The organism is Variovorax soli NBRC 106424 (genome assembly GCF_001591385.1).
GTDB classification, from domain to species: Bacteria; Pseudomonadota; Gammaproteobacteria; order Burkholderiales; family Burkholderiaceae_C; genus Variovorax; species Variovorax soli.
Map to the genome: position 1 here is coordinate 1 of NZ_BCUU01000032.1, position 12,620 is coordinate 12,620.

The 12,620-nt window shown below is 67.2% G+C and carries 12 protein-coding genes; 5 read left to right on the forward strand and 7 right to left on the reverse strand.

What is annotated here, in order from left to right:
- The 7 genes from VSO01S_RS11625 to VSO01S_RS11655 all read right to left on the reverse strand — a co-directional run.
- The coding region (locus VSO01S_RS11625) for an adenylate/guanylate cyclase domain-containing protein (RefSeq protein ID WP_153305233.1) at positions 1–755 on the reverse strand (755 nt) is incomplete at its 3' end.
- 201 nt (positions 756–956) lie between these two features.
- A complete protein-coding gene (locus tag VSO01S_RS11630; RefSeq protein WP_068642486.1) occupies positions 957–1,628 on the reverse strand; it encodes a Crp/Fnr family transcriptional regulator in 672 nt (223 codons plus the stop codon).
- A gap of 77 nt (positions 1,629–1,705) precedes the next feature.
- Positions 1,706–2,383 (reverse strand): helix-turn-helix transcriptional regulator, encoded by a 678-nt coding sequence (locus VSO01S_RS11635; RefSeq protein WP_153305234.1) that lies wholly within the window; start codon positions 2,381–2,383, stop codon positions 1,706–1,708.
- Positions 2,384–2,512: 129 nt separating this feature from the next.
- On the reverse strand, positions 2,513–3,418 hold the full coding sequence (locus tag VSO01S_RS11640) for a phosphoribosylaminoimidazolesuccinocarboxamide synthase (RefSeq protein ID WP_068642491.1): 906 nt from the start codon (positions 3,416–3,418) through the stop codon (positions 2,513–2,515).
- On the reverse strand, positions 3,418–4,482 hold the full coding sequence (gene fba, locus VSO01S_RS11645; RefSeq protein WP_068642493.1) for a class II fructose-bisphosphate aldolase: 1,065 nt from the start codon (positions 4,480–4,482) through the stop codon (positions 3,418–3,420). Before fba ends, VSO01S_RS11640 begins: the two co-directional genes overlap by 1 nt.
- 195 nt (positions 4,483–4,677) lie before the next feature.
- Positions 4,678–6,123 (reverse strand): pyruvate kinase, encoded by a 1,446-nt coding sequence (pyk, locus tag VSO01S_RS11650; protein WP_068642495.1) that lies wholly within the window; start codon positions 6,121–6,123, stop codon positions 4,678–4,680.
- A gap of 167 nt (positions 6,124–6,290) precedes the next feature.
- Positions 6,291–7,484: a phosphoglycerate kinase gene (locus VSO01S_RS11655; protein ID WP_068642497.1), complete on the reverse strand. Its 1,194-nt coding sequence runs from the start codon at positions 7,482–7,484 to the stop codon at positions 6,291–6,293.
- Positions 7,485–7,825: 341 nt separating this feature from the next.
- Here VSO01S_RS11655 and VSO01S_RS11660 point away from each other — a divergent pair, with 341 nt between their 5' ends.
- From VSO01S_RS11660 to VSO01S_RS11680, 5 genes are all read left to right on the forward strand, one after another.
- On the forward strand, positions 7,826–8,641 hold the full coding sequence (locus VSO01S_RS11660; RefSeq protein ID WP_153305235.1) for a hypothetical protein: 816 nt from the start codon (positions 7,826–7,828) through the stop codon (positions 8,639–8,641).
- Positions 8,642–8,664: 23 nt separating this feature from the next.
- Complete coding sequence (locus tag VSO01S_RS11665) at positions 8,665–9,183, forward strand: DUF302 domain-containing protein (protein ID WP_068642501.1); 519 nt, start codon at positions 8,665–8,667, stop codon at positions 9,181–9,183.
- A 71-nt stretch (positions 9,184–9,254) separates the two neighbouring features.
- Positions 9,255–9,827, forward strand: a complete 573-nt coding sequence (locus tag VSO01S_RS11670; RefSeq protein ID WP_373282891.1) for a VOC family protein — start codon at positions 9,255–9,257, stop codon at positions 9,825–9,827.
- Entirely contained in the window at positions 9,820–10,941 is a 1,122-nt protein-coding gene (locus VSO01S_RS11675) for an alpha/beta hydrolase family protein (protein WP_068642504.1), read from the forward strand. Before VSO01S_RS11670 ends, VSO01S_RS11675 begins: the two co-directional genes overlap by 8 nt.
- A 27-nt stretch (positions 10,942–10,968) precedes the next feature.
- Complete coding sequence (locus VSO01S_RS11680) at positions 10,969–12,618, forward strand: FAD-dependent oxidoreductase (protein WP_068642506.1); 1,650 nt, start codon at positions 10,969–10,971, stop codon at positions 12,616–12,618.
- The last annotated feature ends 2 nt before the right edge of the window (positions 12,619–12,620 follow it).

The window sequence follows — 12,620 nt, forward strand, 5'->3', positions numbered from 1 at the left end:
ACCGCGCGCAGGCCCGTGCGGCGCACGCCCTCGGCCAGCTGCATCAGGTCGGCCAAGGCCTGCGCACGGCCGACCAGCGGGGCCAGGAAGCGGCGGCGCGCCAACGGGCCGGCGGCCGAATCCTGCAGGCTGCCCACCAGTTCATGGATGTCGACCGGCGCGTCGAAGCCGCGCAGGTTGAACGGGCCGAGTGCGCGCGTCTCGAGCTGTCCGTGCAGCAGCTGCAGCGTGTTGCCGCTGATGTAGGTGCTGGCCGGCGGCGCCAGTTTTTCCAGGCGCGAAGCCAGGTGCACGGGCGCCCCGTCCACGCGGTAGCTGGTCGCGAGATGGCCGCTGCCGGGGCCTGCGATCACCTCGCCCGAATCGATGCCGATGCGCACCGCCATGGGCGCTTGGGCGGAACTTTGCGCCTTCATCGCCTCGGCCATGGCGATGGCGGCCAGACAGGCGCGCAGCGCGTGGTCTTCCTGGGCCACCGGCGCGCCGAACAGCGCCAGCAGCTCGTCGCCCCGCCATTGGACCTGGGTGCCGCCATAGGCATTGACGGCTTCGGACATGAGGCGAAGCGCCTCGTCGAGATAGGCCTGTCCGCCTTCGGCATCGGTGCGCACCACCTGCTCGGTGGAGCCGCACAGGTCGGCCAGCAGCACGGTGACCTGCTTGAGTTCGCGCTGCGCGTCGAGGCGGGCACCGCAGTTGGGACAGAAGCGATGGCTGGCTTCGCGCGCCGCGCCGCAGTTGGGACAGGCGCTCATGGACAGCCTCTTGGGGACAAGCCGTTCGAGCGTGGCGGCACCAGATTTCTCACGTTCTTCTGCTCGAGCAGGGGGCCGGTGGAGGCGGAAACGGCCTAGGCGAATTGTTGCAAATAGTGGCGAGAATGCCAGATGAAGGTTTACATGCGCAAGGCGTCCCACCCGGGAGGATGTTGCGCGGCAACACCTTTCGCTTTTCGGCTACCAGCGCGCCGGCAGGTCGCGCATCAGCACCAGGTGCCGGTCCACCACCGCCAGGTAGCGGCCCGCCTCCAGGTCCTTCAGCAGCCGGCTCACCATTTCACGCGAGCATCCGATTTCGCTGGCGATGGCCTGGTGCGTCAGGCGCTCGGCGACCAGGCGGGTGCCGTCGGCCTGCGGCTGGGCCCGGCGCTCGAGCATGGCGCGCAGACGGCTGTACACGTCCAGCAGGGCGATGCTGCGGGCGCTTTCGGTTGCCAGGCGGGCGCGGCGGATCAGGCGCTGGATCAGGCCCTGGGCGAATTCCGGGTCGTCGCTCACATGCCGCAGCACGGTTTCGCGGGTGACCACCGAGCACACCGTGGGCTCCACCGCCTGCACGCTGGCCGAGCGCAAGCCGCCATCCAGCGACATCTCGCCCACGTACTCGCCCGGCCCGTGAAGGCCCAGCGTGACCTCGCGGCCGCGCGAGTCCGAGACATAGGCGCGCAGTTGGCCGGACACGACGATGTAGATGGAATCGCCCGAGTCGCCCTCCTCGATCAGCACCGTGTTCTTGCGGTAGCGTCGCTGCGTGCCCAGGGCGGCCAGGCGGTCGACCTCGGGAGCGAAGACGGCAAGGTGCGCCGATGGATTCGACGCGGGGCGGCGCAGGGCGGACGACGACGGCATGCACCGACTATAAAGCCGCTCCCTTGCGCGGCCCTGTCGCCCGCGCGGCCACCAGCTTGCCCATCACCCGCGCAGGCCTAGGCGTGTTCCTGGACGCCCATGCGCACCGCCGACACCACCTGCGGCATGCGCGCCAGGCGGTGGACGATCTCGCGCACGCTGCTGGAGCCCGTCTTTTCTCGCACGCTCTTGATGTGAGTGCGCACCGTCGAGACGCGAATGCCCTGCAGCCCGGCGATCTCCTCGGCCCGGTGGCCGTCGCACAGCTGGCGCAGCACGTTCTGCTCGGCGCGGGTCAGGCGGTTGGCGCGGGCGAACATCTGCATGGTCAGGGTGGCGCAGTTCTGGCGCTTGCTGCACATGATCAGCACCGTGTCGATGCGTCCGCCCGGCAGCGAGGCCATGGGGATGAAAGCGAGCGACAGCGGCGTCTCCTGGTGCTCCAGCTCGACGATGCTGCGGCCATCGTGCGCCGCGTCCTTCAGGGCCTGGCGGATCTGGCGGTGGCGGTTGTCGTCGCTGCCCCACAGCATGCCGTCGCGCTCGCACAGCGCCTGGGCCGACGCCAGCTCGAAGCGGGCCGGGTGGTTGGCATGCAGGATCCGGCCGGTCAGGTCGACCAGCACCAGGCCATGGTCGATCTCGTCGAGCACCCGGGCCAGCATGGCGGCCTGCAGTCCATCGGGCGGCGGTGCGGTGACCTTCCCCAGCCCGAATGCCGCGCGGGAGACTTCGATCACGCTCTTTGCTTCCATCACGTTCTCCTCATCCATCTAGATGAGGAAAGTATGGAAATTTGCTGTTCTAGTTGGCGGTAAGTATTGCCGCGAGTTTTGTGATCTATTTACATTCCGCGCGCAACCGTCAACCGACCGGAGCCCGCCTCAGGCGGTCAGGCGCTGCAGGGCTTCGCGGTACTTGGCAGCCGTCTTCTCGATCACCTCGGCCGGCAGTCGCGGCGCCGGCGGGGTCTTGTCCCAGGGCTTGCCGTGGATGCGCACGGCCTCCAGCCAGTCGCGCACGAACTGCTTGTCGTAGCTGGGCGGGTTGGCGCCCTGGGCCAGGGCCTCTTGATAGCCTTCCACCGGCCAGTAGCGCGAGCTGTCGGGGGTGAGCACCTCGTCCATCAGCACCAGCTGGTTGTTCTCGTCCAGGCCGAACTCGAACTTGGTGTCGGCAATGATCATGCCCTTTTGCAACGCGATGGCCGCGGCCGCCTCGTAGATGGCGATGCTGGTCTCGCGGATCTGCTGCGCCAGTTCCGGCCCGACGATCTCCACCACGCGCTCGTAGGGGATGTTCTCGTCATGCTCGCCGGCCTGGGCCTTGGCCGCCGGCGTGAAGATGGGGCGCGGCAGCTTGGCCGCATTGGTCAGGCCTTCGGGCAGCGGCACGCCGCACACCGATCGGCTTTCCTGGTATTCCTTCCAGCCGCTGCCGGCCAGGTAGCCGCGCACCACCGCCTCCACCGGCACGGGCTTCAGGCGCTTGACGAGCATGGAGCGCCCCTGCACCTGCGCCACCTCCTCCGGCTGCACCACGCTTTCGGGCGCTTCGCCGGTCAGGTGGTTGGGGCACAGGTGGCCCAGGCGCTCGAACCACCACAGCGCCATCTTCGTCAGGATCTCGCCCTTGCCGGGAATGGGCTCGCCCATGATCACGTCGAAGGCCGAGAGCCGGTCGCTGGCCACCATCAGGATGCGGTCATTGCCCACCGCGTAGTTGTCGCGCACCTTGCCGCGCGCGAGGAGGGGCAGGCTCTGGATGGAGGAGGTGTGGACGGTGGTCATCAAACCACTTCTTGGGCCAGCTCGCCCTTGGCGTACTTGGCGGCCACGACCTGCAGGCTGTCGCCCTTGATCTTGCCGGCCTGGCCTTCGCAGCCGAACTCGATGTAGCGCTGCTTGCAGATCTGCTTGGCCGCTTCGCGGGCGGGCTTGAGCCACTCGCGGGCGTCGAACTTGTCGGGGTTCTCGGCCAGGAACTTGCGCACCGCGCCGGTCATGGCCAGGCGGATGTCGGTGTCGATGTTGATCTTGCGCACGCCATGCTTGATGGCTTCCTGGATCTCTTCCACCGGCACGCCGTAGGTTTCCTTCATCTTGCCGCCGTACTGGTTGATGATGGCCAGCAGGTCCTGCGGCACCGACGAGGAGCCGTGCATCACCAGGTGGGTGTTGGGCAGGCGCGCGTGGATTTCCTTCACGCGCGAGATCGAGAGGATGTCGCCGGTGGGCTTGCGGCTGAACTTGTAGGCGCCGTGGCTGGTGCCGATGGCGATGGCCAGCGCGTCCAGCTGCGTGGCCTTGACGAATTGCGCGGCCTCTTCGGGGTCGGTCAGCAGGGCCGAGTGGTCCAGCTTGCCTTCGGCGCCGATGCCGTCTTCCTCGCCGGCCATGCCGGTTTCCAGCGAACCCAGGCAGCCCAGTTCGCCCTCGACCGTGACGCCCACCTTGTGCGCCAGCTCGACCACCTTGCGGGTGACGTCGACGTTGTAGTCGAACGATGCCGGCGTCTTGCCGTCTTCCTTGAGCGAGCCGTCCATCATCACCGAGGAGAAGCCCAGGTCGATGGCGCCCTGGCAGATGGCCGGGCTCTGGCCGTGGTCCTGGTGCATCACCAGCGGGATGTTCGGGTAGGCCTCGATGGCGGCGGAGATCAGGTGCTTGATGAAGGATTCGCCGGCGTACTTGCGGGCGCCCGCGCTGGCCTGCAGGATCACCGGCGCGCCGGTTTCCTTGGCCGCTTCCATCACCGCCTGGACCTGTTCGAGGTTGTTGACGTTGAAAGCCGGAATGCCGTAGCCGTTGGCGGCGGCGTGGTCGAGCAGTTCGCGCATCGAAACGAGTGCCATGGGAATACCTCGCGGGGAAATGGTGAAAAGACAGGAAAAACTGTCTCGATTCTACCGAGGGGCCTGCGCAGCAGCCCTCAATGACCACCCCGGCAAGGCAAGCACCGGCCCCGCACTACGCGCTTTCGCGCGCTTCGACTACAGGCGAAGTGGGCTGGCCGGGCGCCCGCCGGGCCCTTGGCTGGCAAGAGCCGCTCAGGCCACCTTGCAGATCTTGAGCATGTTGGTGCCGCCCGGCTCGCCCATCGGCTCGCCGCAGGTGATGGCGTAGATGTCGCCGGTCTGCACGATGCCGCGGCGCTTGAGGTGCGCCTCGGCCTGCGCCAGTGCCGTGTCGCGGTCGGTTTCCGAGTCCATCAGCAGCGGGCGCACGTTGCGGTACAGCGCCATCTTGCGCTGCGTGGCCAGGCGCGAGGTCAGCGCGTACATGGGAATGTGGGCGCGGTGGCGGCTCATCCACAGCGGGGTCGAGCCCGACTCGGTGAGCGCCACGATCGCCTTGGCGCCCAGGTGATGGGCGGTGAACAGCGCGCCCATGGCAATGGACTGGTCGATGCGGCTGTAGCTGCCGGAGAAGTCGGCGTCCAGGCGCTTGTCTTCGGCGGATTCGGCCGCCTCGCAGATGCGGCTCATCTCCTGCACCGTCTCGAGCGGGAACTTGCCCGAGGCGGTCTCGGCGGAGGTCATCACGGCGTCGGTGCCGTCCAGCACGGCGTTGGCCACGTCGCTCACCTCGGCGCGGGTGGGCACCGGGTTGTTGATCATGGACTCCATCATCTGCGTGGCGGTGATGGTGATCTTGTCCATCTCGCGCGCCATGCGGATCATCTTCTTCTGCAGCGCCGGCACCGCGGCGTTGCCCACTTCCACCGCCAGGTCGCCGCGCGCGACCATGATGCCGTCGCTGGCGGCCAGGATCTCTTCCAGGTTGGGAATGGCTTCGGCCCGCTCGATCTTGGCGATCAGGCCGGGACGGTGGCCGAACTCGGCGGCGGCCACGTTGCACAGCTGGCGCGCCATTTCCATGTCGGTGCCGTTCTTGGGGAAGCTCACGGCCACGTAGTCGGCCTGGAAACTCATCGCGGTCTTGATGTCTTCCATGTCCTTGGCGGTGAGGGCCGGGGCCGTCAGGCCGCCGCCCTGCTTGTTGATGCCCTTGTTGTTGGACAGCACGCCGCCCAGGCGCACGGTGGTGTGCACGGCGTCGCCCTTGACGGCGTCCACGCTGAGCACGATCAGGCCGTCGTTGAGCAGCAGGCGGTCGCCGGGCTTCACGTCGCGCGGCAGGTCCTTGTAGTCCAGGCCCACGGCGTTGACGTCGCCCGGCTCGGTGCGGGCGGCATCCAGGATGAACTTGGCGCCGGCCTCCAGGTGCACCCGGCCTTCGGCGAACTTGCCCACGCGGATCTTCGGACCCTGCAGGTCGGCCATGATCGCGACCTCGCGGCCGGCGCGGCGTGCCGCCTCGCGGATCATGGCGGCGCGGTCGATGTGGTCCTGCGCCGTGCCGTGGCTGAAGTTGAGCCGCATGCAGCTCACCTTGTGGTGGATCATCTGCTCGATCAGCTCCATCGTGCTGGTGGAGGGGCCGAGCGTGGCGACGATCTTGGTGGCGTGGCGGGGAAGGCGGACGGCGTCCATGGTGCGATGTCTCCTGGGTGAGTCGTTGTGGCTATCTCATATGGAAATATAGCATTGCACCATGTGAGATTCGTGACGAATAACTGAAATTCCCGCACCGAATAAAGCACCCCGGACCCGCGCAATCCGCCCCTTTTTTTAAGCGGATCGCGAAGGCCCGGCCCGCTTCACTGCGCGCGGCGCTCGAGGATCTCGAAGGCCGGCAGCTGCTTGCCTTCCAGCACCTCCAGGAAGGCGCCGCCGCCGGTGGAGATGTAGCCCACGTCCTTCTCGATGCCGTACTTGGCAATGGCCGCCAGCGTGTCGCCGCCGCCGGCAATGGAGAAGGCGCTGCTCTGCGCAATGGCGCGGGCGATGGTCTCGGTGCCGTGGGCAAAGGCCTCGAACTCGAACACGCCCACCGGGCCGTTCCAGACGATGGTGCCGGCCTGGCGCAGCTGCGCGGCCAGCAGCTCGGCCGTCTGCGGGCCGATGTCCAGGATCAGGTCGTCTTCGGCCACGTCGGCCGCCGCCTTGACGGTGGCCGGCGCATCGGCCGCGAAGGTCTTGGCGCACACCACATCCACCGGAATGGGCACTGCCGCGCCGCGCGCGCGCATGGCCTCGATCACCGACTTGGCCTGGTCCACCAGGTCCGGCTCGGCCAGCGACTTGCCGATGGGCAGGCCGGCGGCCAGCATGAAGGTATTGGCAATGCCCCCGCCCACGATGAGCTGATCCACCTTGGCGGCCAGGCTGTTGAGGATGGTCAGCTTGGTGCTGACCTTGGAGCCGGCCACGATGGCCACCAGCGGGCGCTTCGGGTCGCGCAGGGCGCGCGAGATGGCGTCGATCTCGGCGGCCAGCAAGGGGCCTGCGCAGGCGATCTTCGCGTACTGCGCGATGCCGTAGGTGGAGGCCTCGGCGCGGTGGGCGGTGCCGAAGGCGTCGTGCACGAAGATGTCGCACAGAGCCGCCATCTTCTGCGCCAGCGCCGGGTCGTTCTTCTTCTCGCCCTTGTTCAGGCGGCAGTTTTCCAGCAGCACCACCTGGCCGGGGGCCACCTGCACGCCGTTCTCGACCCAGTTGGAGACCAGCGGCACTTCGCGGCCCAGCAGTTCGCCCAGGCGGGCGGCCACCGGGGCCAGCGAATCTTCGAGCTTGAATTCGCCCTCGGTGGGGCGGCCCAGGTGGGAGGTGACCATCACGGCCGCGCCGGCATCGAGCGCCTGGCGGATGCAGGGCACCGAGGCGCGGATGCGGGTGTCTTCGGTGATGCGGCCGGCGTCGTCCTGCGGGACGTTGAGGTCGGCACGGATGAACACGCGCTGGCCGGCGGCCTTGCCTTGAGCGCACAAGTCGGTGAAGCGGAGGATTTTCATGAGGAAGGTTCTGTGGGGCTGTGGGGCCGGTAGGACCGCGCGCGGCGGGGCGCGCCAGGCCTCCATTCTAGGAGGCGCCTCACGCCGGCCAATGAAGCAACCGGTTTCGTTGAAAAACATTCGCGTTAATATGGCCGCGTGAAATTAAAGAGAGCATTTCCAATTTGCTCCTTTGCTCCGCCAAAAAGGCCTGGAATTTCACCATTGTGAATTAAATTCAATTCACAATAAATCACAAAAAGTCGTGAAAAGCGCATTTTTTCAGGGAGGAAACAATGTTGCGCAAAACTATTCTTGCCAGTGCGTTGCTCGGCCTGCTGGCCGTTGGTTGCAAGGAGGCCGTGCCTGTACAAAAGCCCGCGGCGGCGGCTCCGCCATCGATCAAGAACGAGACGCTGGTCGAGCTCAAGATCCCCGAAATCAAGTTCCTCGAGGGCAACAAGCCCTTGGATTGCCGCCTCTTCCGGCTGCGGATCCTGGATCTGGGGGCGGGCAAGAAAGTGGGCATTCACAGCCATGAAAACCGGCCGGGCGCGCTGAGCATTGCGGGCGGCAAGGGCATGACCGTGTACGCCTACAACCACCAGCCCGTCGACGTGCCCTATGGCGGCTCCTACAAGAGCTACAACGACATCGTCCACTACGCGACGAACTCGTCGGAGACCGAAGTCCTGTCGATCATGACCTCGGATTTCCTGGACGACGGCTCGCCCTGCGACGGCAAGACCTACGCGCAGCACACGCCCATCGCCGACCGGATCAAGGCGGAGAACGACCCGTTCTATGCCAACGCCCCGCAGACCGCCGAAGAGGACGAGGTCAATCACGAGTACTTCCGCACCCACCTGCGCGACCTGAAGCTGCCCGAAGGCAAGGCGCCACTGCAAAGCCGCAGCCTGCGCGTGCGCAAGGTGACCCTGGGCGAAGGCGCGGCCACCGGCGCGCAAGACTTTTCCAACCGGCCGACCTACGTCATGAACCTGCAAGGCACCACCGAGGTGAAGGACGCGAAGGCCGGCACCGCCAAGACCCTCCAGGCCAAGGAAGCGGCCAACCTGACCCAGGCGGGGCAGGTCGAAATAAGAAACGCCGGATCGGGCGAAGCCACTTATTTCCTCATTGAGCTCTGGGATCCGAACGACAAGGAAATTCTCTGATCAAGAAAGGGAGAGAAATGAAAATGAACAACGCATCGACCATCAAATTCCTGATCCTGGCCACATCGGCCCTGCTGCTGTGCAGCCCCACCACCGCGCAAGAAAAGCCCACCATGAAGCAGCAGCCCGAAATCGTCCGGAAGGCGCAAGCCAACCAGTGGAAATGGAAAAGCCCCTATTCCGTCAAGACCACGGTCGACCGGCTGCTGGCCGTGGTGAACCGCTACCCCGAGGTGCTGAAATACGACCGGATCGACCAGCAGGCCGTGGCCAAGATTTCCGGCCACGACATCCGTCCCACCGAAGTGGTGTTCTTCCAGAACAGCAAGCTGGTGGGCAAGCTGCTCACCGCCAACGTGCTGGCGGCGCGCGAGCTGCCCATCAAGACCGTGGTGTGGGAAGACGACAAGGGCCAGGTCTGGCTGCAGACCACCAACATCGACTACCTCGATTCGCACTACGGCCTCAAGGGCGGGGACGGCGCGATCCAGGCCATCTTCGACCTGCTGCCTGGCTGGGTGGAGGAAACGGTGGCCAAGTGATATGGATTCTTTATGAATCCATGAATTGATTTCGTTTGATTCATGGGCGGCTTGGTTTTCCAATGCCGCCCATGAACACCTCTCCCTCATCGCCGACCGGCTCTCCGGTTCCGGTGGGCGGCCTGCACCACTTCGCATGGCGCTGCCGCGACGCCGAGGAAACCCGGCGCTTCTACGAAGACTTGCTGGGCCTGCCGCTGGTGCATGTCATCAAGGCCGACCACGTTCCCAGCACCGGCGAGTACTGCCCTTACGTCCACATCTTCTTCCAGATGCGCGACGGCTCGTACATCGCGTTCTTCGACCTGGGAGACAACGTCAAGGCGCTGCCCTCGCCCAACACGCCGGCATGGGTCAACCACATCGCGTTGCGGGTCGATTCGGTGGACGCCCTGCTGGCTGCCAAGGCCCGGTTGGAGTCGGCCGGCGTCGAGGTGCTGGGCATCACCGACCATCACATCATCGAGTCGATCTACTTCTTCGACCCGAACGGCATCCGCCTGGAGTTGACGACGCCCACGGTGCCGCAAGCGACCATGGATGCGCATGCGGCGCGGGCCCATGCCGAGCTCGATGCGTGGATCGAGGACAAGGCGCGGCTGCTGGCCGGCCAAGGCCATGGAAAGGCACCGAGCCATGGCTGATCTGCAACTCGCCGTCATCGACGTGAAGCCCGGCGCGGCCCTGGAAAGCCAGTCGGGCCTGCAAATGCTGCGCCCGCGCATCTACGGCGCCTTCATGGCGCCGCCGGGCCCGAAGAAGGTCGCCTGCATCGTGATGCACCCGACCAGCAACTTCATGGGGCATTACCTCATCGCCCCGCTGGCCGCGCGCGGCATCTGCTGCATGGGCCTCAACTCGCGCTATGCCGGCAACGACACGGTGCTGCTGATGGAGCGCGCCATCCAGGACCTGGGCGCCGGCGTGCAGTCCCTGCGCAGCCAGGGCTACGAGAAGGTGTTCCTGGTGGGCAACTCCGGGGGCGCGGCGCTGGCGAGTTTCTACCAGGCGCAGGCCGAGAAGCTCACCGCCACCCACTTCGCCGACGGCGACCCCACGCACCTGCATCCCGCCGACCTGCCGCCGGTGGACGGCATCGCGCTGTGCGCCGCGCACCTGGGCCGCTCGCGCCTGCTGCGCGACTGGATCGACCCTTCCGTCACGGACGAGCACGATCCGCTCTCGGTCGACCCCGACCTCGACATGTACGACCCGCGCCACCGCGTGCCCTACGACAGCGATTTCCTCGCCCGCTTCTCCGCTGCGCAGAAGGCCCGGTTGGACCGCATCGAGAACTGGGCGCTGGAGCGGCTGGCCCTGCTGCGTTCCACGCCCGGGGCGCCGCGCGACCAGAGCTTCATCGTCTACCGCACGCATGCCGACCCGCGCTGCGTCGACCTGTCGCTGGACGTGAACGACCGCGCGCCCGGCAGCGTGTGGGGCGATGCGCGGGCAGTGAACTATTCGTGCAATGCCATGGGGCGCACGACGTCGCTCACCGCCTTCCTGTCGCAGTGGTCCTCGCGCTCGCAGGCCGACGGGCCCACCAACCTGGCGCGCACCTCGGTGCCGCTGCTGCTGCTCACCTACACGGCCGACCAGTCGACCTTCCCCAGCACGCGCGACGCGTGGCTGGCGGCCGGCGGTCCGCGCATCCGCAACGTGGACATCGTGGGCGGCAACCACTACCTGGCGGGCCAGCCCCACCTCGTGCCGCAGGCCGCGGAAGCCATTGCGCAATGGGCGCATGCGCTCTAGACGGACCAAGAAGAGACAAGCACAACGATGAGCGAGACCTACACCTTCGCGGCGGCGTACGAGCTGCCGCGCTGGCCCTTCGTGCCACCGCCCGAACTGGAAAGCGGCCTGACGGTTCGCCACCCCATCGTCATCGTCGGTGCCGGCCCGGCCGGGCTGACGCTGGCCTGCGACCTGGCCAGCCGCGGCGTGCGCTGCGTGCTGCTGGACGAGGACGACACCGTGGGCGTGCGCGGCGCCTCCTCGCGCGGCATCTGCTATGCACAGAAAAGCCTGGAGATCTTCGCGCGCCTGGGGCTGTACGAGCGCGTGGCGGACAAGGGCATCACCTGGTCCTTCGGGCGCACCTTCTCGGGCGAGCGCGAGGTGTACAGCTTCAACCTGAAGACCGATTCGGTCTCGCAGCAGCCGCCCTTCATCAACCTGCAGCAGTTCTATGTGGAGTGGTTCCTGGTGGACCGCATCCAGGCGCTCGGCCTCACGGACCTGCGCTGGAAGAACAAGGTGACCGGCGTCACGCCGCTGCAGGACGGCGTAAGCCTCGAGGTCGAGACGCCCGCAGGCCGCTACGCCATCGAGGCCGACCACCTCGTCGACGCCACCGGCGCCAACAGCCCCATCCGCACGCAGCTGGGCATCGACGCCCACACCTCGCGCAGCACCGACCGCTGGTGCATCAGCGACGTGCGCTTCAAGAAGCCCCTGCCGGTGGAGCGCTGGACCTGGGTCGATGCGCCTTTCAACGAGGGTCGGGGCGTGTGGCAGCACCTGATGGCCGACGGCGTCTGGCGCATCGACTACCAGATGCCCGAGGACTGCGATACCGACCACATCAGCAAGCCCGAAGTGGCCGGCGCGCGCCTGCGCGAACAGCTGGGCCCCGATGTGGAGTTCGAGTTCGTCTGGATCGGCCCCTACGGCTATCGCGACCACCTGCTCGACCAGTTCCGCCACGGCCGCATCCTCTTCATCGGCGACGCGGCGCATGTGGTGAGCCCCTTCGGCGCGCGCGGCGGCAACACCGGCATCCAGGACGCGGCCAACCTGGCCTGGAAGCTCGCGCTGGTGACGCAAGGCGTGGCACACGACTCGCTGCTGGACAGCTACCACGACGAGCGCCGGCCTGCCGCGGAGGAAAACCTGCGCGTCACCAGCCGCTCGGCCCGCTTCCTGGCGCCGCGCAGCCAGGCCGAGCACACGATGCGGCGTGCGGTGGTCGACCTGGCCGCGCGCTTTCCCTTTGCACGTGCGCTGGTCAACACCGGCCGCATGTCGGTGGCCAACGCCTACCCGAGCGGCCCGCATCTGCCCGAAGGCGCCTGCACGGTGCAGAACCTGGCGCTGGCCTGGCAGGACGGGCGCCCAACCAGCATCGCCGAGCTGCTGGGCGAAGGCGGTGGCAGCGTCTGCCTGGGCCTGTGGTTCCAGCCCACGCGCTCGCAGGCAGCTGCAGCCGCCGACCTGCCGCCGGACCTGCCATTGCGGCTGGTGGCCGTGGGCGGCGACAGCGCCCTGCCCACGCTGCGGGCCGACGACACCCTGGCCCGCCACCTTGGCAACCCGGCCCCGGGCAGCCTGGTGCTGGTGCGGCCCGACGCCTATCGCGCCGCCTGCCTGGCGCAGCCCGACGCTTCTTCCATCACCCGGCTGCTGCGCACGACCCTGGCGCTTCGCTGAAC

Excerpts from the sequence above, each read along its gene's own strand:
- VSO01S_RS11630 (WP_068642486.1), bottom strand. The coding sequence starts at position 1,628 with ATGCCGTCGTCGTCCGCCCTGCGCCGCCCCGCGTCGAATCCATCGGCG.
- VSO01S_RS11635 (WP_153305234.1), bottom strand. The coding sequence starts at position 2,383 with ATGGAAGCAAAGAGCGTGATCGAAGTCTCCCGCGCGGCATTCGGGCTG.
- VSO01S_RS11640 (WP_068642491.1), bottom strand. The coding sequence starts at position 3,418 with ATGACCACCGTCCACACCTCCTCCATCCAGAGCCTGCCCCTCCTCGCG.
- fba (WP_068642493.1), bottom strand. The coding sequence starts at position 4,482 with ATGGCACTCGTTTCGATGCGCGAACTGCTCGACCACGCCGCCGCCAAC.
- pyk (WP_068642495.1), bottom strand. The coding sequence starts at position 6,123 with ATGGACGCCGTCCGCCTTCCCCGCCACGCCACCAAGATCGTCGCCACG.
- VSO01S_RS11655 (WP_068642497.1), bottom strand. The coding sequence starts at position 7,484 with ATGAAAATCCTCCGCTTCACCGACTTGTGCGCTCAAGGCAAGGCCGCC.
- VSO01S_RS11665 (WP_068642501.1), top strand. The coding sequence starts at position 8,665 with ATGAACAACGCATCGACCATCAAATTCCTGATCCTGGCCACATCGGCC.
- VSO01S_RS11670 (WP_373282891.1), top strand. The coding sequence starts at position 9,255 with ATGAACACCTCTCCCTCATCGCCGACCGGCTCTCCGGTTCCGGTGGGC.
- VSO01S_RS11675 (WP_068642504.1), top strand. The coding sequence starts at position 9,820 with ATGGCTGATCTGCAACTCGCCGTCATCGACGTGAAGCCCGGCGCGGCC.
- VSO01S_RS11680 (WP_068642506.1), top strand. The coding sequence starts at position 10,969 with ATGAGCGAGACCTACACCTTCGCGGCGGCGTACGAGCTGCCGCGCTGG.